Annotated in this window: 19 protein-coding genes; 13 read left to right on the top strand and 6 right to left on the bottom strand. The window is 61.0% G+C overall.

Annotated features, from left to right (window positions below; all coding sequences use genetic code 11):
• Positions 1-22 precede the first annotated feature (22 nt).
• From MHX66_RS08675 to MHX66_RS08665, 3 genes are all read left to right on the top strand, one after another.
• Positions 23-709: an MBL fold metallo-hydrolase gene (locus tag MHX66_RS08675; protein ID WP_239202298.1), complete on the top strand. Its 687-nt coding sequence runs from the start codon at positions 23-25 to the stop codon at positions 707-709.
• Between the two features lie 117 nt (positions 710-826).
• Complete coding sequence (locus MHX66_RS08670; protein ID WP_239202296.1) at positions 827-1,666, top strand: DoxX family protein; 840 nt, start codon at positions 827-829, stop codon at positions 1,664-1,666.
• Positions 1,667-1,799: 133 nt separating this feature from the next.
• Positions 1,800-4,118 carry an ATP-binding domain-containing protein gene (locus MHX66_RS08665; protein WP_239202294.1) on the top strand — a complete coding sequence of 773 codons (2,319 nt, stop codon included), beginning with the start codon at positions 1,800-1,802 and terminating at the stop codon, positions 4,116-4,118.
• Between the two features lie 26 nt (positions 4,119-4,144).
• Here MHX66_RS08665 and MHX66_RS08660 read toward each other — a convergent pair whose 3' ends face one another.
• The 4 genes from MHX66_RS08660 to MHX66_RS08645 form a co-directional block, all read right to left on the bottom strand.
• The gene (locus MHX66_RS08660; RefSeq protein ID WP_034985051.1) at positions 4,145-4,579 is read right to left on the bottom strand and encodes a universal stress protein; all 435 of its coding nucleotides are present in this window, start codon (positions 4,577-4,579) and stop codon (positions 4,145-4,147) included.
• 10 nt (positions 4,580-4,589) lie between these two features.
• Positions 4,590-6,737, bottom strand: a complete 2,148-nt coding sequence (gene uvrB, locus MHX66_RS08655; RefSeq protein ID WP_239202292.1) for an excinuclease ABC subunit UvrB — start codon at positions 6,735-6,737, stop codon at positions 4,590-4,592.
• A 432-nt stretch (positions 6,738-7,169) separates the two neighbouring features.
• Complete coding sequence (gene coaE / locus MHX66_RS08650) at positions 7,170-7,754, bottom strand: dephospho-CoA kinase (RefSeq protein WP_239202290.1); 585 nt, start codon at positions 7,752-7,754, stop codon at positions 7,170-7,172.
• A gap of 16 nt (positions 7,755-7,770) precedes the next feature.
• Positions 7,771-8,127 (bottom strand): hypothetical protein, encoded by a 357-nt coding sequence (locus MHX66_RS08645; protein ID WP_239202277.1) that lies wholly within the window; start codon positions 8,125-8,127, stop codon positions 7,771-7,773.
• Between the two features lie 61 nt (positions 8,128-8,188).
• On the opposite strand from MHX66_RS08645, the gene MHX66_RS08640 reads away from it, so the two are divergent.
• Positions 8,189-9,445, top strand: a complete 1,257-nt coding sequence (locus MHX66_RS08640; RefSeq protein WP_239202275.1) for a DUF4185 domain-containing protein — start codon at positions 8,189-8,191, stop codon at positions 9,443-9,445.
• 63 nt (positions 9,446-9,508) lie between these two features.
• Here the strand turns inward: MHX66_RS08640 and MHX66_RS08635 are convergent, their stop codons facing one another.
• Complete coding sequence (locus MHX66_RS08635) at positions 9,509-10,825, bottom strand: acetyl-CoA C-acetyltransferase (RefSeq protein WP_239202273.1); 1,317 nt, start codon at positions 10,823-10,825, stop codon at positions 9,509-9,511.
• 200 nt (positions 10,826-11,025) lie between these two features.
• Here MHX66_RS08635 and MHX66_RS08630 point away from each other — a divergent pair, with 200 nt between their 5' ends.
• Both MHX66_RS08630 and MHX66_RS08625 read left to right on the top strand, forming a co-directional pair.
• Positions 11,026-12,372 (top strand): 3-oxoacyl-ACP reductase, encoded by a 1,347-nt coding sequence (locus tag MHX66_RS08630; RefSeq protein WP_005295764.1) that lies wholly within the window; start codon positions 11,026-11,028, stop codon positions 12,370-12,372.
• 44 nt (positions 12,373-12,416) lie between these two features.
• The gene (locus MHX66_RS08625) at positions 12,417-13,346 is read left to right on the top strand and encodes a MaoC family dehydratase (protein WP_239202271.1); all 930 of its coding nucleotides are present in this window, start codon (positions 12,417-12,419) and stop codon (positions 13,344-13,346) included.
• A 129-nt stretch (positions 13,347-13,475) separates the two neighbouring features.
• On the opposite strand, the gene MHX66_RS08620 is transcribed toward MHX66_RS08625, so the two are convergent.
• The gene (locus MHX66_RS08620; protein ID WP_239202269.1) at positions 13,476-14,981 is read right to left on the bottom strand and encodes an EsaB/YukD family protein; all 1,506 of its coding nucleotides are present in this window, start codon (positions 14,979-14,981) and stop codon (positions 13,476-13,478) included.
• Between the two features lie 117 nt (positions 14,982-15,098).
• Here MHX66_RS08620 and eccCa point away from each other — a divergent pair, with 117 nt between their 5' ends.
• The 7 genes from eccCa to MHX66_RS08585 all read left to right on the top strand — a co-directional run.
• Entirely contained in the window at positions 15,099-19,154 is a 4,056-nt protein-coding gene (eccCa, locus tag MHX66_RS08615; protein WP_239202267.1) for a type VII secretion protein EccCa, read from the top strand.
• A gap of 277 nt (positions 19,155-19,431) precedes the next feature.
• Positions 19,432-20,133 carry a hypothetical protein gene (locus MHX66_RS08610; protein ID WP_239202265.1) on the top strand — a complete coding sequence of 234 codons (702 nt, stop codon included), beginning with the start codon at positions 19,432-19,434 and terminating at the stop codon, positions 20,131-20,133.
• Between the two features lie 3 nt (positions 20,134-20,136).
• Positions 20,137-20,454, top strand: coding sequence for a hypothetical protein (locus tag MHX66_RS08605; RefSeq protein WP_239202263.1), 318 nt, complete (start codon positions 20,137-20,139; stop codon positions 20,452-20,454).
• 3 nt (positions 20,455-20,457) lie between these two features.
• On the top strand, positions 20,458-20,763 hold the full coding sequence (locus MHX66_RS08600; RefSeq protein ID WP_239202261.1) for a WXG100 family type VII secretion target: 306 nt from the start codon (positions 20,458-20,460) through the stop codon (positions 20,761-20,763).
• A gap of 161 nt (positions 20,764-20,924) precedes the next feature.
• Positions 20,925-21,260 (top strand): WXG100 family type VII secretion target, encoded by a 336-nt coding sequence (locus tag MHX66_RS08595; protein ID WP_239202259.1) that lies wholly within the window; start codon positions 20,925-20,927, stop codon positions 21,258-21,260.
• Between the two features lie 48 nt (positions 21,261-21,308).
• Positions 21,309-21,602 (top strand): WXG100 family type VII secretion target, encoded by a 294-nt coding sequence (locus MHX66_RS08590; RefSeq protein ID WP_034966005.1) that lies wholly within the window; start codon positions 21,309-21,311, stop codon positions 21,600-21,602.
• A gap of 104 nt (positions 21,603-21,706) precedes the next feature.
• Positions 21,707-24,287, top strand: a 2,581-nt coding sequence (locus tag MHX66_RS08585) for a DUF6531 domain-containing protein (RefSeq protein ID WP_239202257.1), incomplete at its 3' end; no start/stop codon positions are given.

Here is a 24,287-nt window from a genome sequence, read left to right as displayed (position 1 = left end):
GAGACATCGCTAGTGTGGTGCCATGCAGCAAGTTACTGAATTTAGCCATCTTTCCGCACCTCGCGACGTGCAGGTTCTTAGTTCTGACGCCCATACGTACGCAGTGACGACCGTGGGTTCTATGGACAACAATTGTTGGTTGCTGTGCCGGGGCGGCGAGGCGTTGCTGGTGGATGCCGCCGACGATGCAGAACACCTGCTAGGCCTGGCCGAACAGCTGGGTGTACGTATCACCGACGTGCTCACGACCCACCAGCATGCAGACCACACTCGCGCGCTGGCAGACGTCCTAAAGGCGACAGGCGCTCGCCACCACGGGCCGCGCCTGGATGCCGAGGCGCTGCCCGTGGCACCAGACCGAGTGTACGGAAACGACGAGGGATCGCTGGAATCGCTGGATCTGGCTGGCGCACAGCTGCCTGGGCTGGGTTTGCAGGTAGTCGAGCTGCGCGGCCACACCCCGGGCGGCTTGGCGGTGCTGGATCTGGCCGACGGGCGCGTGCCACGAGCGTGGGTGGGTGACAGTGTTTTCCCCGGTGGCGTCGGAAAAACAAATAGCCCTGAGCAGTTCCAGCAGCTCCTGGGCGACGTGCGCGACAGGATCTTCACCCTCCCCGAAAAAACTCGAATCCACCCTGGTCACGGCGATTCCACCTCCGTCGGGGAGGAAAAGGGAAAGTTGGATGAGTGGGCCGCGCGAGGCTGGTAGGTAGCCCCGGACCCCACTCCCGGTGAGATTGATTCAGGTAACCTGGGAGATTGTTCGAGCACGACTAGACGCAGTAAAGGGTCGTGCCACCAACTAATGAGGAGTGTGTAGACCCAAATGTTCCGTACTCTTGCCCGCCCGTTGCTGGCTTCCGCTTTCGCCGTTGACGGCGCCCAGATGCTGCTGAACAGCAACGAATATGCAGAAGACGCAAAGGCTATCAACGGCACTCTGCGTTCCGTGCTTCCGCAGGATAAGGCCGGCCTGATTCCTGACGATGCTGAGACCACCGTGCGCGTGGTTGGCACCACCAAGGTCGTCGCCTCTGCCCTGCTGGCCACCGGTAAGGCTCCGCGCCTGGCCGCCGCTACCCTGGCCGCCGTGCAGATCCCGACCGCGCTGTCCCGCCACGCATTCTGGAATGCTTCCAATGGTGCGGAGCGTAAGGAGGAGATCCGCGGCCTAGTGACCGACCTGGCGCTGCTGGGTGGCCTGGTTATCACCTCTGCAGATACCGCCGGCAAGCCGGGGCTGAAGTGGCGTGCGCAGCAGGCAATGCCGGGCAAGACTGAGCAGCAGAAGATGCTGGAGAACGCTCAGACCCAGTCCAAGGCCTTCGCTGTCAGCGCTTCCGACCAGGCCCAGGGCTTCTTCGCCAAGACGAAGGAGGTTGCTGGCCAGGTACAGGATAAGGTTGCCGACTACGTGGACGAGCACCAGGACGAGTGGAAGGAAACGGCCGAGAATCTGCGCGAGCGCGCAGCTGAGTTCGGCGATCAGGCTTCCGACTACGCACAGTCCGCTGCTGCCAAGGCACAGGATGCATGGGACGACTTCGACACCGAAGGCCTGAAGAAGGACGTTCAGAAGGCCACCAAGAAGTCCCGCAAGCGCGCCCAGAAGGCACAGAAGCGAGCAAAGAAAGCTCAGAAGAAGGCGCAAAAGCGCTTCAAGTAAGAGCTAAATACACTTAGAGCCCCTGGTTAGTTCAGCTACCAGGGGTTCTTTGCTATCGAAAGCATCGCAGAGGGAGTAAACTGGCGTGCTCTATCCTTAAAAGCCCAGACTCAGAAGGGAACCCCCACCCACCTTGTCGCCCACCGACGACATCGCTGCCGAGCAGCGCTACCTCGACGACCTCCTAGAACGGGTCGACCAAGCCCGCGAGAAGCTGGAACAGCGGCTCAAGGCTGTCCGACTGGAGGCCGATATCGACGACCCGCAGGGTCTGATGGTGCGCGACCGCGAGGCACGCGACATTGCTCAACGCCTGGATTCCTACTCTGCGGCAGAGGTTGGTTTGATGTTCGGGCGCATCGACGTGGAGGATGCGGAGGCGGAGAACCCCGTCCCCGGAAACGAACACCTGGATCGCCGATACATCGGGCGCATCGGCCTACACGATGACGACGAGCAGATGCGCACCCTGCTGATGGACTGGCGCGCTCCCCTGGCCCGCCCCTTCTACCTAGCCACCACCCTGCGCCCCGACGGGGTACACACGCGGCGGCACATCACCACCCGTGGTCGGACGGTGCGCAGCGTGGCAGACGAACAGCTATCCACCACGGCAGGACCGACCGATGCGGTAGGTACTGGGCCGCGAGGGGGCGTCGCCAAAGAAGAAGCGCTACTCGATGCCGTCAACAGGGCGCGCACCGCGTATATGCAAGACATCGTAGAGACGATCGCGGCGGAACAGGACGCGATCATCCGCGCCGCACACCGTGGCGTGACCGTGGTCCAGGGAGCGCCTGGAACCGGCAAGACTGCCGTGGCGCTGCACCGGGCGGCGTACCTGCTGTACACGTGGCGCGAGCAGCTCGATAACACGGGCGTGCTGATCATCGGCCCTAACGACCGCTTCCTTTCCTACATTTCGCAGGTGCTGCCCTCGCTGGGCGAAACTGGCGTGGTGCTGGCAACCCCCGGCACCCTGCTGCCGAACCTGCACACCGTGCCGGAGACGAACCTGCTAGCGCGCGAAGTCAAGGGCTCGGCGGAGATGCTGACGATCCTGGCTGATGCGATCAAGACCTACCAGACCGTGCCGGAAGACAGCATCGACATCAGCATCGACGGGCTCAACGTGCAGCTCACGCCGAAGATGGTGCGGGCGGCCAGGACTCGTGCGCGGCGCTCCCGCAAGCCGCACAATCATGCGCGGGCAGCCTTCCTCGACCGCGGGCTGAATTCGCTGGCGGAGGCCCTGGGCGAAAGCATCGGCGCCGACCCGCTGGGAGGCGAAAACCTGCTGGGCAAGGGCGACATCGCCACCCTACGCGAGGAACTCGGTGCGGATCCGACGGTCGTGGACGCACTGGGGCAATTCTGGCCCGAGCTGCACCCCAACCAGGTGCTGGAGCGGCTGTACGCAGACCCGGCGGCCATCGCCGTCGACTACGACGAGGACACGTGGCGCGGCCTGGCCGCCCACCCCAGCGGTGAATGGACTGACGCCGACGCGCCACTCATCGACGAACTAATCGACATGCTGGGCTATGTCTCCGACGAGGAGACCGCCGCCGAAGAGCGCGAGCAGTGGTTGGAGAAGATCACCGAGGCGCAGGAGGCACTGGACATCCTCACCGGCTCGGCCAGCCAGGACCTGGACGACGGCTTCGCGCCCGAAGTGCTGATGGCCTACGACGTTATCGACGCCGAAACGCTGGCCGCCCGCCAGCGAATCCGCGACCACCGCACGACTGCCGAACGGGCGGCAGCCGATAGCCGGTGGGCATTCGGGCACGTGATCGTCGACGAGGCGCAGGAGCTCAGCGAAATGGCCTGGCGGATGGTGTTCCGCCGCTCGCCGAACAAGTGGATGACGTTGGTGGGCGACCCGGCGCAGACCGGCAACCCCGGCGGGGTGGATAGCTGGGCGGAGGCGCTTTCACCTTTCGTGGCCGACCGCTGGCACCTGCACCAGCTGACGGTGAACTACCGCACTCCGAAGGACATTGCGGATCTTGCCGCGCCGCTGTTGCACGAGATCGACCCCTCGCAGCCTTCTCCCCTGGCACTGCGCGAATCGGGTACCGGGGTGCGGTATGCCAAGGCGGCGACCGGCGCCGAGCTCGATTCGAAGGTTCAGGCGACGGTCGAGCAGGCCCGGGAGCTCACGGGTGAATCCGGCCTGATCGGTGTGATTACCGCTGACCCCGCGCGCCTAAAGGACATTGTGACGGAGCAGGCAGCGGAGCAATCCGAGGCGGAAAAAGCGGGCGTGGAAGTTGTGCTTGTGGATACCGCCGCCGCGAAGGGCCTGGAGTTCGACGAGGTGATCCTGGTCGAGCCGGCGGACATTGTGGAGAGCTCCCCCCAGGGGCTCAACGACCTCTACGTGGCCATGACGCGCGCCACCCAGGGCCTGACGGTTGTGCATGCCCGCCCGTTGCCCTGGGATTAAGCGGGTCTAGCGCGGATCAAGAAGGGCTAGTCCCTGGTGCCGACGGTGTGGACGATCATCACATCGCACTCCGCCTGGCGCGCCGCATCGGCTGGCACACTGCCCAGCAGGCGCCCGGTCAGCGAGTTAATCCCACGGTTGCCGACGACCAGCAGGTCCGCCTCCTCGCTCTTGACGATGCTCATCAGCGCCTCTACCGGGTCGCCTTCCTTTAGCACCGCACGGACCTTCTTGGCGCCCTCGCCTTCGGCCTCTTTTCGTGCGGACGCCAACACCTCAGCCGCGGACATCTCCCCTTCCACCGCAGTGGTCTGCTTGGTCGCGGTATCCGCGTGCTCCCCCACATACGCGCTGGCCAGGACGAGCTCCGCGTCCATGGCGGCGGCTACGCCCGCGGCGCGTCGCACTGCTAGAAAAGAAGATTCCGACCCATCGGTTCCGACCACGACTGTGTTGTACATAACTCTAATATTACAACCCAGCTTCGATCATGCCCCGTAGTTCCTTTTTTAGATCCGCGATTTCGTCGCGGAGGCGGCCGGCGAGCTCGAACTTCAACTCCTTCGCCGCGGACTTCATCTGTTCCGTCATATCCTGGATCAGCTTCTCCAGCTGCGGGCGAGCCATCGGTTCCTCGCTGGAACCGCGCACCAGCGCCCAGTCGGCCTCGGGCGATTCACCCCGCCCCCCGGCGCTGGAATCGGCGCCGGCGCCGCCTGCGGCGTCCGCACCAGATTCCGCTTCTAGCTCCGCGACCTGGTCCAAGATATCGGCGATCTTCTTGCGCAAAGGCTGCGGATCAATGCCGTGCTCTTCGTTGTAGGCGATCTGCTTGGCGCGGCGGCGCTCCGTCTCGTCGATGGCGTACTGCATCGAGTCGGTGACCTGGTCGGCGTACATGATGACCTCGCCGGAGACGTTACGGGCAGCACGGCCGATGGTCTGGATCAGCGAGCGTTCGGAGCGCAGGAAGCCCTCCTTGTCCGCATCCAGGATCGCCACCAGCGAGACCTCCGGCAGGTCCAAGCCCTCACGCAGCAGGTTGATGCCCACCAACACGTCGAACTCACCCAGACGCAGCTGGCGGAGCAGCTCCACGCGCTTGAGAGTATCGATGTCGGAGTGCATGTAGCGGACCTTCACGCCGTGCTCCAGTAGGTAGTCGGTGAGGTCCTCGGCCATGCGCTTGGTCAGTGTGGTGACCAGCACGCGCTCGTTCTTTTCGGTGCGCTGGCGGATCTGCTCGATCAGGTCGTCGATCTGGCCTTCGGTCGGGCGCACCTCCACCTTCGGATCCACCAGGCCGGTCGGGCGAATGACCTGCTCGACGTACTCGCCCTGGGCGGCGGCGATCTCGTAATCGCCGGGGGTGGCGGACATGTAGACGCACTGGCCCTTGCGGTCGTCGAACTCCTCCCACGTCAGCGGCCGGTTATCCAGCGCGCTAGGGAGGCGGAAGCCGTGTTCCACCAGGTTGCGTTTGCGGGACATGTCGCCTTCGAACATGCCGCCGATCTGCGGGACGGTTACGTGGGACTCGTCGATGATGGTCAGGAAGTCCTCGGGGAAGTAATCGATCAGGGTGGCGGGCGCGGAACCGGCGGCGCGGCCGTCGATGTGGCGGGAGTAGTTCTCGATGCCGCTGGTGAAGCCCACCTGCTGGATCATCTCCAGGTCGTATTCGGTGCGCATGCGCAGGCGCTGGGCCTCCAGCAGCTTGCCGCGGTTCTCCAGTTCCTCTAGGCGCTTTGCCAGCTCTTCCTTGATGGCCTGCATGGCCTTTTCCATGCGTTCCGGGCCGGCCACGTAGTGGGTGGCTGGGAAGATGCGCAGCTCGTCGACCTGGCGAATCACGTCGCCGGTCAGCGGGTGGATGTAGTACAGCGCGTCGATGTCGTCGCCGAAGAACTCCACGCGCACCGCCAGCTCCTCGTAGGCCGGGATGATGTCCACCGTGTCGCCTTTTACGCGGAAGGTACCGCGGGTAAAGGCGACGTCGTTGCGGGAGTATTGGATATCCACCAGCAGGCGCAGGAACCGATCGCGTTCGACCTCCTCGTCGACCTTCAAAACCACAGAGCGGTCCAGGTAAGACTGCGGGGTGCCGAGGCCGTAGATGCAGGAGACCGAGGACACAACCACCACGTCCCGGCGCGACAGCAGCGCGGAGGTCGCGGAGTGGCGTAGGCGCTCCACGTCTTCGTTGATGGACGAGTCTTTCTCGATGTACGTATCCGTCTGCGCGATATACGCCTCTGGTTGGTAGTAGTCGTAGTAGGAGACGAAGTACTCCACCGCGTTGTTCGGCAGCAGGCTGCGCAGCTCGTTGGCCAGCTGGGCGGCCAGGGTCTTATTCGGCGCCATCACCAGGGTGGGGCGCTGCTCTTGTTCGATCAGCCAGGCGGCCGTCGCGGACTTACCGGTACCGGTGGCGCCCATCAACACCACGTCGCGTTCGCCGCGGTTAAGGCGCTGGTGCAGCTCTTCGATCGCCTTCGGCTGGTCGCCGGCGGGTTTGTAGTCGCTGATGACTTCGAACTTCGCATTCGAGCGTTCGACCTCCCCCACGGGGCGGAACTCGGAGTACGACAATTCGGGACGTTCTGCTGCAAAGGCCATGCCCGCTAGTCTACTTGCCACCCCGGACACCACCCGCCGTCCCGCCGATCGTTGCTGGTTCTGCGCCGATCGGACCCAACACCGTCGATATTCCTGGCGAGCTGTTACCGGTTGGTCCCAGCGGTGCGCGTACTGCTCGCACTGTTGATGACGCCTACTCCGCGGCCGCCATCGCCGCCCAGTATCTGAACCAGGATCCCCGTCCCGCACTGGATCGGCTCTCCCCCGCCCGACGCGCCGAGGTGAGCCACATTCTCAAGGTGCTGGAGGCTCCTGTGAAGGCTCCTGGCAAGGGCACCAATCCGCGAGCCACTGTGGTGGTACTGGGCAATGGACTGAACCCGGACGGTTCCGTACACCCCAACCTGCAGCGCCGCCTGGAGGTTGCCCGCGATTACGCGCGCCGGCATTCCGCGCTTCTGGTAGTAGGTTCTAGATCCCGTCCCAGAAGCCGTCGACCTGCTCGAGGAAGCTTTCCAGGGATCCGGAGTTATCCAGCACCGTGTCCGCCGCATTCAGGCGGGTCTCGCGGTCGATCTGGGCGGCAATGCGGCGGCGCGCGTCGTCCTCGTCCAAACCGCGGTGCTGCACTAGCCGGTCGATGCGCAGCTCGTCGGGAGCGTCCACCACCAACACGTGGTCGACCTTGTCGACCTCACCGTTTTCGATGAGCAGCGGCATGTCGTAGACGAGCACCTGTGCGCCCGACTCCCTCCCCTGCTTAAACAGCTCTTCGGTGCGGGCACGAATGCGCGGGTGGGTGATCGCGTTGAGCTTCTCCGTCGCCTCCGGCGTGGCGAAAGCCTGCCTGGCCAGCTCCGCGCGGTTTAACGTGCCGTCGGGGTTCAGCACCCCGTCAAAGGCTTCCGCCAGCTCGGCCAAAGCTGGCTGACCTGGTTCGACGATCTCGCGCGCCACCAGGTCGGCGTCAACAATAAAAGCACCGAGCTCCGCCAACCGCGAAGAGACGGTTGACTTGCCGGATCCGATTCCACCAGTCAGCCCAATTGTGATCATGAGGCCATGCTAGCGCCTACAGCGAACCTGCCAGAGTGTTTCCGGCCAGGCGGCACTGGTAGTAGCTAGCGGCGAGGTTGCCGAACTCCATGCGCAGGCCGTTAGCCTTGTAGATGTCCTGCTCGGCGACTGCTTCGTCCCACTGCTTACGGACTTTCTCGATCTGCTGGTCCAGCTTCTGGCAGGCCTTCGGCACGCGTGAAGAGCTGCCCAAGCTGCCCGACGCAGGAGCCTTGGGGGTCTCGACGGTCGGCAGCGGCTGGAGGGTTTCAGAGGCGGAATCAGCGTCCGCGGCGCCAGCGATGCCCGCGGCGCTGGACAGAGTAAGAACGCCAGCCACAGCGATGGAAGCAATGCGAGAGGAATTAGCCATAGCCGAAAATATAGCGGAGTTCGGCGGGCAACGCAGAAGGACGTATGCAAATATAACTTGCATGCATAAGATTTCTGCCTCTCGCCGCACCCTCGCCGCAACCTTGACTGCCGGCTCAATCCTGGCTACTGCCACCGCCGTGACCGCCCTGTCTACGGGTCACGCCGCGGCGGATCCATGCTGGACTTACAAGCCCACCACCAGCGATGGGCTGGTCGCCAGCAGCAGCGGCTCACTTGCCGGTAGTCTCGGGCAGCCACAGTGGCTGACCGGTAAGCCCGAGGGCATGCCGAAGGTCACCGGAAATACCGAGGCGATGCACGTGCTTACCGGCCGGTTCGGCCCCGACCGCACCGACAAGACGGGTTTGAGCTCCACCGACCTGGGCATCATGTGGGATTCCGGCGATGGGCGCGTGCTGGCAGCGTTCGGTGATTCCTTCCGCTGCGGTGCCGGAAACAACGGCTGGCACTCCAATGCTCTGTACGAGACCGACGATATGGATCCCTCCAACGGCATCCACATGGGTGGCCCTGCCACGGGGGCGAACTCCGCAGAATTCCTACCTGAATCTCTAAAGATCGACGGTGTGGAGAAGACAATCATCCCGACCGCAGGCATCGAGGTAAATGGTGCGCAGTACGTGGACTTCATGTCCGTGCGCGACTGGGGGCGCCCGGGACAGTGGCGCACGAACTACGCCGCGACGGCGAAATCCACAGATGGCGGGAAGACTTTCTCCGTGGTGCCGAGCTCCTACCGCACCAGCTCGGTGGCTTCTAAGGACAGCCGCCTGCCTGACCTCCCAGCACACAGCCGTAGCAACGACTACTTCCAGATGACCGCCTTCGCCAAGGCACCGGAGGGCGCAGCTGCGGGCGACGACGGCTACGTGTACGTCTACGGCACCCCGTCGGGGCGCTCCGGCCAGGCGCGCTTGGCACGCATCAACGAGGCGGAATTCCCCGACTTCAGCTCCGCGGACTACTGGGACGGCAGTGGCTGGAGCTCCCGCATGGACGCTGCAAAGCCAGTGCTCGACGGGCGAGTCTCCGAACTATCCGTGCAGTACAACGAGCACCTCGGCAAGTGGTTGGCACTCTACGAATCCACTCAAGGAATGGTGCTGCGCCAAGCCGATAGCCCAGAAGGGCCCTGGAGCAGCGCGAAAACGCTGATCTCCAGGGCCCAGGTGCCGGATATCTACGGCGGGTATATGTACCCGCACCAGACCGATGGGAACTTGTACTGGGTGGCCACCTCGTGGCACAGCTACAACGCGGTGGTGTACAAGACCGATCTGGCGAAGGTGTTCTAGCAACCGGCGGCTCGCAGCCGCTGGCCGCTAGAAGCTAACTAGCAGCTAGCGGCTAGCGGCGCTTTAGCGCTCGATGATGGCGACGATGCCCTGACCACCTGCTGCACAGATGGAAACCAGGGTGCGACCGCCGCCGTTTTCCTCCAGCACCTTCGCAGCGGTGGCGATGATGCGGCCGCCGGTAGCGGCGAACGGGTGGCCGGCTGCCAGGGAGGAGCCCTTAACGTTCAGCTTTGCGCGGTCGATGGCACCCAGGGCGCCATCCAGGCCCAGGCGCTCGCGGCAGTACTCGTCGGACTCCCAAGCCTTCAGGGTGGCGCAGCTCTGGGAGGCGAAGGCCTCGTGGATCTCGTAGAAGTCGAAGTCCTGCAGGGTGAGGTTGTTGCGCTTCAGCAGGCACGCAACCGCATAGGTCGGGGACATCAGCAGGCCGTCCGGGGTCATGCCGTCGCGGCCGTTGATGAAGTCCACGGAAGCAACCTCGGAGTCCACCAGGTATGCCTTAACCGGGATGTTGTGCTCTGCCGCCCACTCCTCAGAGGAGATCAGGACTGCAGAAGCGCCGTCGGTCAGCGGGGTGGAGTTACCGGCGGTCATGGTGGCCTTGGTGCCGTGCTGCTCGGCGTCCTTCTTGCCGAAGACCGGCTTCAGCTTGGCCAACTTCTCTACGTTGGAGTCCGGGCGCAGGTTGGTGTCGCGCTGCACGCCCAGGTACGGGGTGATGAGGTCCTCGAAGAAGCCCTCGTCGTATGCCTTGGCCAGCTTCTGGTGGGACTCAGCTGCCAGCTGGTCCTGCTCCTCGCGGGTCAGGCCGAACTCGCGGGCGGTGATGGCCGCGTGGTCACCCATGGACAGTCCGGTGCGGGGCTCACCGTTGTTCGGCTGCTCCGGGGCCAGCTGGGAGGGGCGGATCTGGCCGACCAGCTTCAGGCGGTCGGTGGTGGTCTTCGCGTTGTTCAGCTTGATCAGGGTCTTGCGCAGCTGATCGTTAACAGCCAGCGGTGCGTCGGAGGTGGTGTCCACGCCGCCGCCGATGCCGGACTCGATGCGGCCCAGGGCGATTGCGTCCGCAACCTGTACCAGGGCAGCCAGGCCAGTGCCGCAGGCCATCTGCAGATCGAAGGCCGGAGTGGTGGAGGACAGTGCGGAGCCGAGGACGGTCTCGCGGGTCAGGTTGAAGTCGCGGGAGTGCTTCAGCACGGCGCCGGCGACGACCTGGCCCAGCTCCTCGCCCTGCAGGCCGTAGCGTGCGACCAGGCCATCGATGGCGGCGGTCAGCATGTCTTGGTTAGACGCGTTCGCGTACTCCTTGTTGGAACGGGCGAACGGGATGCGGTTGCCGCCCAGGATGGCGACCTTGCGGGGTGCTCCGTTAGTCATATTTTTGTGTCACTCCATCGAAGAATGTGAATTGAAAGAACGTTTTCCTACACGGTGTGCTCGATCACACCGTATGGTTATACATGAGAACATACATTGTCTCGGCAACGCGCGTGTGCGTATCGCCAACAAGACTTGTATATTTCGCGCCGAATTGCCACCCACTGTGGCGAAAATATAGACATGAGGAGTTAAAGCTAGTGCCTGAAAACCAGGATGCATACCTGAAGTTCATCAACTCGGACCTCGGCAAGAAGATCTCCAAGCAGGCTGGCCTGCCGGTACCGACGAAGCTGCGTCGTTACAAGGAGGGCGAGCCCGCGCTGGACGGCCGTGTTCTGCTGGGCGGTTCCGGTCGCCTGGTCGGCCGCATCGAGGAGCTGCTCGCCGACGACTACAAGGTCTCTACCTCCGCTGGCGATAACAAGTACGCCGGTCTGGTTTTTGACGCCACCGGCATCACCAAGCCGGAAGACCTCCGTCAGCTGTACGACTTCTTCCACCCGGTCATGCGTCAGCTGCAGCCCTGCGCTCGCCTGCTGGTCATCGGCACCACCCCTGAGCTGATTGACAACGCTGACGAGCGCATCGCTCAGCGTGCCCTGGAGGGCTTCACCCGCTCCGTCGGTAAGGAACTGCTGCGCGGCGCCACCGTCCAGCTGGTGTACACCGCCCCGGACGCTTCCGCCGACCTCGCTGGCCTGGAGTCCACCCTGCGCTTCGTCCTGTCCGCCAAGTCGGCGTTCGTGGACGCTCAGGTTATTCGTGTTGACGCCCAGTCCGCGACCGCCCCGGCCAACTGGGACAAGCCTTCCGAGGGCAAGATCGCCGTGGTTACCGGCGCTGCCCGCGGTATCGGCGCCACCATCGCAGAGGTGCTGGCTCGCGACGGTGCCAAGGTCATCTGCGTGGACGTTCCGCAGGCTGGCGAGGGCCTGGCAGAGACCGCCAACAAGGTTGGCGGCACTGCCCTGCCGCTGGACGTCACCGCTGCCGACGCTGCTGAGAAGCTGAAGGAGCACGCGGAGGCTCGCCACGGCGGCCCGATCGACATCATCGTCCACAACGCCGGCATCACCCGCGATAAGCTGCTGGCCAACATGGACGAGGGCCGTTGGGATTCCGTCATCGCCGTCAACCTGGCTGCACCGGTGCGCATCACCGAGAAGCTGCTGGATAACGGCGGCCTGGCCGACAACGGCCGTGTCATCGGCGTGGCTTCCATCGCCGGTATCGCCGGTAACCGTGGCCAGACCAACTACGGCGCTACCAAGGCCGGCGTGATCGGCTTCGTGGATTCCTTCTCCGAGAAGCTGGCTGACCGTGGCATCACCGTCAACGCTGTGGCTCCGGGCTTCATCGAGACCCAGATGACCGCCGCCATCCCGTTCGGCACTCGCGTCGGTGGCCGTCTGCTGTCCTCCCTGCAGCAGGGTGGCGAGACCGTGGACGTCGCCGAGACCATCGCCTATTTCGCAGCTCCGGCTTCCCAGGCTGTCACCGGCAACGTTGTCCGCGTGTGTGGCCAGGCAATGCTGGGCGCCTAAGACGAACCCCGTCAAGCGAACTGTAGAGAAAGGAGCCACGACCAGTGGTTGACTACAAGAAGCTGGATTCCATCCCAGTGCTGATGGACGAGTACCGCAACGCCGTCAAGGATGTTGTTCCGGGCGTGGGTAGCCCCCGCAGCGCCAAGGACAATCCAAAGACTGCGTTCAAGGTTGAGGGCGTCAAGATCAAGGTGCCGGAGCTGGCTGCCTACAACGCGGCAACGGGCCTGCGCCTACGCAACGAGTTGCCGATCACGTACCCGTACGTGCTGAGCTTCCCGATTGTCATGAAGATCCTGACTGCATCGGACTCCCCTGTTAATGCCGTGGGCCTGGTGCACCTGACCAACCGCATCGAGCAGACCCGCGACCTGACCGTGGACGATGTGCTGGACATCCGCGTGCACGCGGAGAACCTGCGTCCGCACACCAAGGGTGTGCTGCTGGATGTCGTTACCGTCGTCTCCGTCGACGGCGAGGACGTGTGGAAGCAGACCAGTGGCTTCCTGTCTAAGGGTGCGAAGCTTTCCAGCTCCTCGCCTTACAAGGACAAGCAGCCGACCGACGGCCGCATTCTGGAGCCGGTTGAGTTCGATGAGTACGACGCGACCCCATCCGCGAAGTTCCGCGTCACCCCGGCGGACATCCAGGAGTACGCGCAGGCTTCGGGTGATAAGAACCCGATCCACGTCTCCAGCGTTGGCGCGAAGGCATTCGGCTTCCCGGCCGTCATTGCGCACGGCATGTGGTCCGCTGCCACGATGCTGCGCGGCCTGGAGGGCTTGCTGCCTTCCGCTGCACGTTTCAGCGTGGAGTTCGCCAAGCCTGTTACGCTGCCGACCACCGTGGCATTCTTCGCCGAGGCTGCGGGCGACAAGGCCTACCCGCGCCCCAGCGAGTGGGATCTGCAGCTGCGCAAGGCTTCTAAGCTAAAGACCCTGCACGCTGTGGGCAAGGTCGAAAGAATCTAGCCAACATCTAGCCAACGTCGGTTTGGCGGGCAGAACTGGCTGATCACCTGCCGGTAAAAAAGCTCGTGGTGCGTTCCTCGCGCCACGAGCTTTCTTATATCTATCGCCAGGGTCCTAGTAGAACGACGCCTAACTGACCGCCCAGTAGTAGGTCAGCACACCTTGCCCGATGAGGACAATGGGGATGAATGCAAGGGACGCCGCCACGTCAATGAATGTGATGACTTTGGCCATGCGAGCCTCGGCCAGTTCGTCCGGCTGACGGCTTGCGATAAAGGCTAGAACAATCAGCGAGATGACGATGACCAGGGCGGCTGCAGCCCATGGCTGCCAACTATCAGTAGCGCCGTTGAAGATCCACGCATTCACACCAAACTGATCGGTCGAGTCCTTGCCAGTCTGCGATCCGTCGCCTAAGAACCAATGCACGAAGCTGCCGGTGCTCGTGGCGAGGCCAGTGATTCCGGCGATGAGCAGAGGGCTAATGATGCGAGCATCCGAAAAGCCAGTCGTGCGCAGGATCAAGATGATCGCCAGCAGGGCTGCAATGAGCCCCTGTTGCCAGTAGCTGCTTGTGTTGAGAACAAGCACAATAAGGGCGCCCATGATTGTTGCGGCCCAGCTCATACCGCGACTAATTGCTTCAGTGCGCAGGGCGGCGGCGCGGATGGATTCGCGGCTAATGGATTCACCTGCGTCACTGCGACGAAGCATCGCGGCAAGCCCGGTGCTACTGATGGCAAGCGTCGACGTGGTCAGTAGCATCGCGATGGGCAGCCATGCTGTCCACGCGGCCAGCGCAAACGGACTTGCTCCAAGGAAGGTTGCTAGGCCGAAGACCGCCGCAGCAACGGCGACGATCCCGGCTGAAACCGCTGTAGCTGTCGCCTGCTTCCTCAGCGCGATCCACGCTGCGATGGCCGCACAGAGCGCAGTGATGCTAATTGTCCAGGCTAGCCCTGGCGCACTATCCACAGGCCGCAACACGGCTGCAGAGACGATGAATCCAAAGATAGGCAGGGACCACGCCAACTTCTGAGCCCACGGACGGGGCTTCCACAGAGCAATCCCGATTGCCACGAGGGTCAGGATCGTAGCGGTCACGACGCTTGTGATTCGACCTGAATTCCACGCCTCCACAACGTGTCCACCGGCGGACGAGCCATGCCCAAAACCAAGCCCTGCGAGACTGCTACCCCACACACCCTTGAGTGCGACGAGGCCAACCAACGTAATAGTGGCCAACATAGTTGCCAGCAAACCATCTGTGCGAGTGGTTCCAGACCACGCAAACTGGGAGGCACCAATGGTGCTGCGCATTTCGGCCATGATGTCATCGACAAATGGTGCGTGGGCGGCTTCAGCTCGCTGCGACAGGTAGAGCTTGTGTCCGTCCAGCACCTCATAGTCTTCGAGAGTGCGCTCAGCGTTGATAATCCCCGTTTCTGGGGAGGACAGCACCCACAGGTGCGCGGTAGCTTCCACGTCTGCGGTAAATTCGGAATCTGCTACTCGTCCACGGAACAGTTCCACCACGTCATCGAGGTAGTCGATGACGGGCCTGTGTGCTGGGAGGCTGACATCCAATTGATGGTCTTGCCAAAACACACTTAATCTCACAAACATCGCAGACATAGTAGTAATGATTACATGGATTGTCGTGTGGCACGTGACTGGGTGCCCTTGTATGCGCCTAGCGGCCGATTGTCCTGTTGATCCCCGATACGTGCGTAGAGAGTTTTTGCTGAAGTAATGTCCACCAAGATTATTCACCGTCCGGCTCGCGCGAATCGAGCGATAGTGCCACAAGGGCCGTTGGAGTTGGCCCAGATTCCAACGATCCGTTCCAATGGGGCGGCGGCGAATGCGGTGACGTTCCTGCTTCCAGTTATTGGTGGCATGGGCATGGTGCTCATGATGATGTCGTCCGGCAACCCTATCCGCATGGCCATCGGCTCGGTGATGTTCGTGATGGTGATCGTCAGCGCGCTGGTGATGTTCGCGCGTTCGCGCACGGGCAAGCGCAAGGAGGCCGAAACAGCCCGCATTCGTTTCTTGGAGCACCTGAAGGAAATGGAGGCGAAGGCAAAAGACAAGGCAACTGAGCAACAAAAGGTCGCAGCAATGCGCAGCCCCGAGCCAGGCGCGCTGCAGGATGCCATTCGAAATCCCTTCCGTCTGTGGGAGCGGCGCCGAAGCGACGAAGATGTGTTGGTCACCCGCATCGGATCAGGGACGTGCCAGCTGGCGTGCGGCATCAAGGTGAAGGAGGCCACGGACCCGTTGGCCATTCCGGAGCCGATCTCCCAAGCGCACGCAGAGCGCATGCTGAAGCGCACTCAAACCGTGGAGAATACTCCCATCGCCATTCCAGCCCGTGGTGTGGTCAGTTTGGTGGGTTCTCCCCAGCTGACAACGGAGGCTCTGCGCACGATTGTCACCCAAGCGGCGGTGTTCCATGCTCCTGATGACGTACGTTTCCACTTTGCATTGCCATTGGCTGATCATGCGGATACGGCAGATTGGGCGCTGTGGCTTCCTCACGTCTTGAGTGAGGACGAGTTTGATGGGCCTCTGGGCAAGCGCCAGGTGAGCCACGATGAAACTTCCGCCCAAACGTTGCTTCAGGAGGTGGAGCGCCGCAATGACGAGTTGAAGGAGCGCGCCCGGTACCAAATGAAGTCTCTGGAAGAGCCTTTCATTGTGGTGGTGCTGGACATGGATTCCGAGCATGGGCGCTGGCTGGAGGGCCAATTGTCTCAGGTGTTGAGCCTGGAGAAGGCCCGTATTGCAGTGCTGGCCACGTCTCTGCGTCAACAGGACGAGCCGAGCCACGTAGACGTCCGTGTATCCATTGAGGATTCCCGCGATTTCCAGGTTCAGCTGATTGACCGTGGTGAGGTGCGCGAACCCAAACCTGGCGAGGATGGCTTTGTAGAGCGCATGCTGTATGGAGGTTTCCGTGGCCGATTGGATGAGGTCTCCCCTGCTTTAGCGGAGTCCGTGGCGCGTTCGCTTTCACCTCTGCGCTTGGTGGAGGATGCCACGCCGGACGCTCCGCTTGAACAGACCATTGGCCTGGATGCGATGCTGGGCATTGATGACTTCGCTACCTACGACATTGCCCACCAATGGAGTCCGGGTGGCGCGGATGAGTTCCTGAAGGTGCCTTTTGGAATTGACGCCGAGGCGCAGCCGATCTACCTAGATATCAAGGAATCCGCGAAATCCGGAATGGGTCCACACGGCCTATGTGTGGGCGCAACCGGTTCGGGTAAGTCTGAGGTGCTGCGCACCATCGTCTTGGCTCAGGTGATCAATCATCATCCCGATCAGCTGTCGCTGGTTTTGGTGGACTTTAAGGGTGGCGCGACGTTTGCCGGCTTAGAGCCACTTCCCCACACGGCTGCGGTGGTGGATAACTTGGCGGACGAAGCGGGCTTGGTGGATCGCCTGCATGATTCGATTTTGGGCGAGATTCAGCGCCGCCAGCATGTTCTGCAAAAGGCTGGCAACTTGGCCAATGTTGCAGAGTACAACGCCATTCGACAAAAGCAGATCGGCCAGGATGGCTCGACCTCCATGGATCCTCTGCCTGTCCTGTTTGTGGTGATTGATGAGTTTGGTGAGCTTCTAGCAGCCAAGCCGGAGTTTATCGAATTGTTTGTGCAGATCGGGCGCATCGGCCGTTCCATTGGCGTGCACCTTCTCTTGGCTTCTCAGCGCTTGGAGGAAGGCCGCCTGCGCGGCCTAGAATCCTACCTGTCCTACCGCATTGGCCTGCGTACGTTTTCCGCATCCGAATCCCGCACGGCCATTGGTTCCACGGCAGCCCACGAGCTTCCCCCAATTCCCGGTTCGGGCTATTTGAAGGTGGATCCGGATATCTTTGACCGCTTTAAGGCCGCTTATGTGTCGGGACCGTACACGTCCTCCGCATCCCAGGAGGAACGCGAGCTTCCACCTGTTCCGATGCCTCTGGAGCTAGAGAACACGACGGAAAGCTGGCTGCAGCAGCGTGTTGAGGCACACCAGCTTTCGCTGGCTACGAATGCCAAGAAGTCGGCGAATATCCAACCGGCGGTAGAGCCAACTACGACGTTGGAGCTGGTTGTGTCCCGCTTGATCCCCGCTGCGGAACCTACCCGTCAGATTTGGCTTCCTCCGGTTCCTGACAGAATCGATCTTGGCTCGGCGTTGGGCCAGGTAGAGCTCACATCTGACCGCGGTATGCGTGCTCAGCGCACCGGTCAATTGCAGATTCTACTGGGGCTAAAGGATAAGCCTTTGGAGCAGTGGCAGGGCCCACTTGTTGTCGATTTGGCGGGTTCGCAAGGCAATGTCGCAATCATGGGTGCTCCGCAATCGGGCAAGACGACAACGGTGAAGTCCCTGGTTCTGGCCACGGCTCTGACGCACACGCCTGCGGAAGTGTCCATGTACATCGCGGACTTGAACGGTTCGGCGTTCACCGGGTTTGCGGAGCTTCCCCATGTTGGTGATGTGGCTACTCGTTTTGATGAGGATAAGCTGCGCCGCATGTTTTCTGAGATGCTGCAGTTCCTCGCGGATCGTGAGCGCATCTTCGCAGAGCATCGCTTGTCCAGCGTGGAAGACATGCGCCGCGCTCATGCGGCGGGCCGTCTTCCGGAGCTACCCAGCGCTGATGTCTTCCTCATTATCGATGGCTGGGCCACTCTTCGGCATGACTTTGAGGATCTGGCAGAGCAGGCTCAGAACTTGGCTGCCCGCGGCCTGGGTTATGGCGTACATGTGGTGTTTGCAACGGGACGCTGGGCAGATTTCCGGCTGCAGCTGCAGGCTGTAATTGGCACAAAGCTGGAACATCGCCTGAATGACCCTCTGGATTCCTCGATCGGGAAGAAGCCGCAAGAGCAGTTGGCGGGCCAGCCGACGGGTCGCATTCTGTCGGCAGACAAGCTGTTTTCCCATGTGGCAAGCCCTGTGCTGGACCAGCCAGATGTGGTTCGGGAGCAGTCCACGCAGGCACTGATTTCCGCGATTGCTCAAGCAAGCCCATTTAAGAATGCGCCTGCGGTACGCATGTTGCCGGAGAAGGTCATGCTGCAGGAGTTGATTGAGGCCAGCGGCGGTCAGCCTGCTGTGGTGGCATTGGCGGAATCAACGTTGCAACCTGTGCGCTTCGATTTGGATGGTGCTCAGCGTCATTTGTTCATTGTGGGTGAGCATGCGTCAGGAAAGACGACGGCGCTTCGTGCATTGATGTCGGAGGCAATTCGTGGCAAGCAGCCGGGCCAGGTGATGTTTGGTATTTTCGACGCCCGTCGTACCTTGCTTGGCGAGTGTCCTGAGGAGTTCCTGGGTGAGTACGCTGGCACAAAGTCCGCGGCGGAGCTGTTGGCGAAAGGTATCGCCAAAGAGCTGGAGAGGCGGTTGCCCCCTGCGGATGTAACGCAGGAGCAATTGCGCGATCGATCGTGGTGGCAAGGCCCCGAAATCTACATTGTCGTGGATGATTTCGAGCAGTTCGAGGGAACCAATAACCCGCTCCGACCACTGGTTCCCTTCCTGTCCCATGGCGCAGATATTGGTCTACACGTGTGGATTGCGCGCCGCGCGGCTGGTGTGTCGAGAGCCACGTATGACACGTTCGCGCAAGGCATCCGGGACAACGGTGCAAATGGTTTGCTGCTCAGCGGAGAAAGGCAAGAAGGTGCTGTGTGGCCGAAGGTGTACCTGCAGCAGCTACCAACTGGCCGTGCTCAGTGGGTGCGTGGCCCGGGCCGTGTGGAGTTGGTTCAGCTTGGTTTCCGCTCCCCCAATTAGAGGGCACTATGGGTAAACCTAAGGTGAACTGCACCTTACACACGCCTCATTTTTGCATAAGAGTCCACTCCCCAGTTAACCCAGAATCTTATCTATACATACCCAAACTATGCTTCCATACCTGCAGATTTCCTATCGCTCAGGATTTTCTAATTTAAGATCCCCTCTTTCCCTTTAATTGAAATTTGTAATGCAATCTCGATGCTCAACTGGCATCCTCGAAGAGGTATTCAAAGTTGATGGTGCGATTGAGTGAATTCATAAGGAGAAAGGCTTTATGGCCAGTTCGGTCACCTCGCCTGTGCGGTTCCACCCGGATGCCCCACGTCCACGGTTCCTATGGCAAGCCTCCCTGCCCACCAACTGGGTCCGTATCGATACTCACCCTGAAGCGTCACCACACCGTTTGTCCCAGATCGCGGAGAATTACATTCCTGGCCACCGCTTGAAGCGAGCCGAGCAAAAGCTAGTGCTTCAGCAGCTCGAGCAGCTGGTTAAAGCCGCCCGCGATGGAAACATCCTTCTAACCCTGATCCTCCCCGGCCTCTCGGAAGATGGACAGGCAACGTCGGCCACACTGTTGTTGCGCTGGTACGACAGCTCCCCTGAGTTTGCTAGCCTGCGCACCGTGGAGCAGGCATTTTCTACGAAGGACGCGACCACACAGCAGTGCACATCCCCCAAGGGAACGGCCTATCTGTACTCATCCAACACCACTCAGTCCGGTCCAATATCTCAGCGGCGCACGACATTCCACCACCAGGCGTTTCTCCCCATTCCCTCCACCACATGGACGTTGGTCATTTCTGGATCAGCTCCAGATGAGGAGACTGGTGAGTTGCTGGGCAACATCGTGAAGCGTGTGGCCAACAGTGTTCAGGCACATCCAGAGACGTTGGGTGAGACATTTGAAGGTTTGGATCTACTCGATTCGAACTTCATCGCTGGTAGCCAGGAAGCTTTGCAGAAACAGGAGTAAGGCATGTCAGATTACATTCAAGTACCGCTGCAATCTCTGCGTGATATTGCAAACAATCTCGCCGGCATGAAGGCCGATCTGGAAGGCGATAAGACAGGCGCCGACTTTCTGTCCGGTGTGGATTCCATCCACGGCCACAAGATCCAGCAGGCGGTGGCCGAATACTTCGGCGAGTGGGATGGTCCACGCAACCGTCTTCTGGAAAACGTCGGGAAGCTGGGAGATGTGTCGGGCAAGATCGCTGACGTCACTCAGCAATACGATGACGAATCCGCAAAAGGTTTCAACCAGTTTGCCGCCAAGCTCAGGGGAAAGGAATAGCACATGTCCGGCGCTACGTACTATGCGTTCCGCGATTCGGCGGCAGATTCCACAAAGGGCGATATCAACACGGTGATGGGCGATATCGCGAATACTTTGGAGGATATTGACAACTCAATTGAAGATCTTCGTGGAGGCTGGGAGGCCACTGAGGCAGATGCGTACTACGAGATCATCACCAAGTGGAAAGAAGGCGCCACAAATCTGAAGGACGTCCTCGCGGATGTCCAAGAGGCCTTACAAAACATGAAAGATGGCAATTCACAGCTTCGTGAAGGAATTGCCAAAGTGCTCGATGAAACCAGTTAGCTCGGCTAGCTAATGTCACGCGCGGGGTGCATGCGGGTGAAGGTCGGAAATCTTCTCTCGCGTTTGTTCTTTCCAGCACCGAATTAACTGCGCGCCAACCTGTACAAGTTTTTCACCACTATCGACGAGCCCGTGTTGTCGGACTCGCACAAGGAGTAATCATGGGTAGCGAACACCTTTCCGTTGAACACAGTGCCGTTTCTGGTCACGTATCTTCTCTGCAGACCAACCACCAGAACCTGATGGACCAGTCCTCTAAGTTCCTGGATGCTTTGGAGCCGTTGAAGGGATCCTGGAAGGGCTCCTCTGTTGGAGCTTGGGACAACATGACTCAGGCATGGTCGGACAACATGGATCAGGTTAAGCAGGCTCTGGAGGAGCTGACTGGTCGCGTTGATGAAGCTGGCAAGTCCTACCAGTCGGGTGAGGAAGAGCAGACCAGCGCGCTGCAGCAAAAGTTCGCCGGCATGAATTTCCAGCAGGGCAACATTCTCTAACCAACCACCGTCACCACATCTTCATTCGTAGAAAGGTTAACGTCCACCATGGCTGTGTACGCGTACAACAATTCCGATGCTGAGTCCACCTCTGGCGATCTCAATGGCGTAATGAACCAGATCGAGTCCACCCTGTCGGAGATGGATTCTGATATCCGCAAGCTAGCTTCTAGCTGGGAAGGCTCCGAACAGGAGGAATACTCCCAGGTTCACGGTAAGTGGTCTTCCGCTGCGCATAACCTGAAGGAAATTCTGGGCCAGATTCGTGGCGCGCTGGATGAAAACACCCAGTCCGTCGCTGAGACTCGTGGCCGCGCTTCCCAAGCTATCGCTGGGTCCTAAGAGGGCTAGGCTTTCTAGCCCTCTCCTTTCCTTCTCCTTCCCCTCTTCTTCGATTTCCCCTTCGTTTCTTCATCTGACCAAAGACCAGAGGATCTTAGCCCGCCATGCCAGAACTATTGCTTGCCCCGTTCTTCGTCTACAAAGGTAAGAACTTCCACATTGGTGGAAACGTTGGAGCCGTTGGGGAAACGGCGCGTCGCTATTCTACTTTCGGCAATCAAGCAACGACCGCGGCGTCCGCAATGCGATCTATCAACGACGGCGGGTTCGAGGGCTCCGAGGGCGACCGATACAAGGAACTCCTGAACGCTGACTTCCCTAACCATCTAGATATCACTGGCGAGTCTCACTCAGGTGTTGGCCGCGCCGTCCACCTTTATGAGTTGGCGCTGCAAACTGCTCAAACGGAGATGGGAGCTCTTGAAGTGCCAGCTCGGGCTACCCATGCTGACTATCAGGCCGCTGTTACCGCCTTGAACTCGGCTGAGGTCAACGCGGCTCGCGCGCGAGTAACAGCGACGGCAGCGACCGCCACCGCCGTAAGCACATCGATGATTCCAGGTGTGGGTGCCGCGACTGCCTCCGCTGCCGTTTCTGCAGAAGCTGATGCGCAGACGGCTCAGACTGCCATGGAAGCAGCACGCCTCCACTTTGAGGAAGTTAAGACTGTTTGGCTAGGGCATATTTCGACCTCTGATGCGATTAAGACCACCTTGGGCGAAGAGGTTGATTCCGCCGTAGGCATTATCGCAGCTCAGGCTAAAGCAGACTTTGATGACAATCCGAACTTGCTGGAGCGTGCATGGCAGAAGACAAAGGATTGGGTGTCTGATCATGCTGACGTTCTCGCCGCTATTTCTGACATCATGCAGATTGTCGGTTCCGTTTTGCTTCTTGTTCCTGGCCTTCAGGCAATCGGCGCGGGACTGTTGATTGCTGGCATTGGGCTGAAGGCTTTGCTTGCAGCAACGGGTAATGCGTCGTGGGGCGAGGTACTTTTCGACGTGGCGACTTCCTTGCCTTTTGCCGGTATAGCCAAACTTGCAAAGGCCGGGAAGCTTGGCAATACCGTTGCCAAGGCAACTCACGGCATGGGCAAGGCAGCGTCCGCTGTTAAGGCAGCGGCGAAATCCGGTGCCAACTCAGCTGCACTGAAGATGGCAAATGGAGCCAGCCATGTCGCAGGCGAGGCTAGCGAAAAACTCGCCAAGTCTAACTATTCAAAGATTACCCGCGGCGACCAGATTCGCTGCGCTGCTGAGCCAGTCGATATGGCGACAGGCAACATGGTCGATTTCACTCAAGACATCAACATCCCTGGCATTTTGCCGCTGATCATCGACCGAAATGCTAATTCTGCGCACGAGTTGGGACGAGCTTTGGGCTCCAGGTGGGTCTCGCGCATGGACGTGCATATTGAGATCCTCGATGACGAAGTCCTCATGGTCTCCCCCGATGGTGCGCTGCTGACGTTCCCGCCAGCCCCAACGGACGGATCCGAGGTCCGCGCGGACGGCCGCGCGTGGCTGCTTTCGTTTGCAGATGGTGCCTACCGTGTGCGCAACGTCGCGGAGGGAATCACCTACGTATTTTCTGTTTCTGGTGACGGAAGCTACGTCACTACATCGGGCGTGGAGGATCGCTCCCCTGCCGCTGGCGGAAGCTCGGCTGGCGCAGGCCTGCGCACGGGCTCCTTCGCCGCCGACCTTGGTCTAGGCTTCACCGTTGGTGTGACGGCGTTGGTTCATCACACGGGCGCGGCCATCACGTACTCCTGGGATCAGGCTACTGGCCAGATGCGACACATCACGCGCAGCGATGGAACTCACTTGTCTTTGGTCTGGGATCACGCTACGAATCGTGTGGCTTCCATCTGGGTTGATAACCAGCAGACTCACCCTGACGAAGCGCCTCAGCGGCTGATCTCTTATGAGTACGACGCTGCAGGTCAGCTCATTCGCGTGGTGAACTCCCATGCTGGTGTGTTGAGCTACTTCTACGATGAGCAAGGCCGTACTGCTGGTTGGCGTGACCGGAATGGTGCTGCGTATCACTACCGCTACGATGACCACGGACGCGTTACCGCCCAAGTCGGCACCGGTGGTATGTTCCCCAACATCCTCTACTGGGGCGACGACACCGGCGACGACGCACCCATTGGCGGCACCGTCTGCGTACTCATCGAAACCGCCGGCGACTTCACCGGCAACCCCCTAGACACCGGCGACAGCGTCGTTGACACCTACCTCGACCGCCTCCACAACCTCCCCCTCTACCAAGCCCTCCTCAACGGCGGACTCCACGAAGCAGGACTCACCGGCCGCGGCCGCACCACCAACCGAGACAACACCGACTGGACCGTCCCCACCGACTGGCTGACCGACGACCTCCTCGGCGACATCCGCCCCACCGTCTACCGCGCCACCGCCGCAGGCGACGTCTGGCGCATCATCACCCCCGAAGGCGCAATCCAAGACACCACCTACACCGACCACCACCTGCCAGCCACCGTCACCAACGCAGCCGGTGCCACCACCTGCTACACCTACGACGACAACGACCTGATCACCCACACCACCTACCCCGACGGGACCACCACAACCATCGAACCCGGCACCTGGGGCATGCCCGTACGCATCACCGGCCGCGACGGACACACCACCGACTACCAAGTCGACACCTTCG

The sequence above is a fragment of the Corynebacterium sp. ACRPH genome (assembly GCF_022347285.1).
Lineage (GTDB): Bacteria > Actinomycetota > Actinomycetes > Mycobacteriales > Mycobacteriaceae > Corynebacterium.
The sequence above is the reverse complement of the archived record's forward strand: the minus strand, read 5'-3'. Positions and strand labels throughout refer to the sequence as shown.

What these genes read in the sequence shown, in the direction of transcription:
- MHX66_RS08675 (WP_239202298.1), top strand. Translation starts at nt 23, where the DNA reads ATGCAGCAAGTTACTGAATTTAGCCATCTTTCCGCACCTCGCGACGTG.
- MHX66_RS08670 (WP_239202296.1), top strand. Translation starts at nt 827, where the DNA reads ATGTTCCGTACTCTTGCCCGCCCGTTGCTGGCTTCCGCTTTCGCCGTT.
- MHX66_RS08660 (WP_034985051.1), bottom strand. Translation starts at nt 4,579, where the DNA reads ATGTACAACACAGTCGTGGTCGGAACCGATGGGTCGGAATCTTCTTTT.
- uvrB (WP_239202292.1), bottom strand. Translation starts at nt 6,737, where the DNA reads ATGGCCTTTGCAGCAGAACGTCCCGAATTGTCGTACTCCGAGTTCCGC.
- coaE (WP_239202290.1), bottom strand. Translation starts at nt 7,754, where the DNA reads ATGATCACAATTGGGCTGACTGGTGGAATCGGATCCGGCAAGTCAACC.
- MHX66_RS08645 (WP_239202277.1), bottom strand. Translation starts at nt 8,127, where the DNA reads ATGGCTAATTCCTCTCGCATTGCTTCCATCGCTGTGGCTGGCGTTCTT.
- MHX66_RS08640 (WP_239202275.1), top strand. Translation starts at nt 8,189, where the DNA reads ATGCATAAGATTTCTGCCTCTCGCCGCACCCTCGCCGCAACCTTGACT.
- MHX66_RS08635 (WP_239202273.1), bottom strand. Translation starts at nt 10,825, where the DNA reads ATGACTAACGGAGCACCCCGCAAGGTCGCCATCCTGGGCGGCAACCGC.
- MHX66_RS08620 (WP_239202269.1), bottom strand. Translation starts at nt 14,981, where the DNA reads ATGTCTGCGATGTTTGTGAGATTAAGTGTGTTTTGGCAAGACCATCAA.
- eccCa (WP_239202267.1), top strand. Translation starts at nt 15,099, where the DNA reads ATGTCCACCAAGATTATTCACCGTCCGGCTCGCGCGAATCGAGCGATA.
- MHX66_RS08610 (WP_239202265.1), top strand. Translation starts at nt 19,432, where the DNA reads ATGGCCAGTTCGGTCACCTCGCCTGTGCGGTTCCACCCGGATGCCCCA.
- MHX66_RS08605 (WP_239202263.1), top strand. Translation starts at nt 20,137, where the DNA reads ATGTCAGATTACATTCAAGTACCGCTGCAATCTCTGCGTGATATTGCA.
- MHX66_RS08600 (WP_239202261.1), top strand. Translation starts at nt 20,458, where the DNA reads ATGTCCGGCGCTACGTACTATGCGTTCCGCGATTCGGCGGCAGATTCC.
- MHX66_RS08595 (WP_239202259.1), top strand. Translation starts at nt 20,925, where the DNA reads ATGGGTAGCGAACACCTTTCCGTTGAACACAGTGCCGTTTCTGGTCAC.
- MHX66_RS08590 (WP_034966005.1), top strand. Translation starts at nt 21,309, where the DNA reads ATGGCTGTGTACGCGTACAACAATTCCGATGCTGAGTCCACCTCTGGC.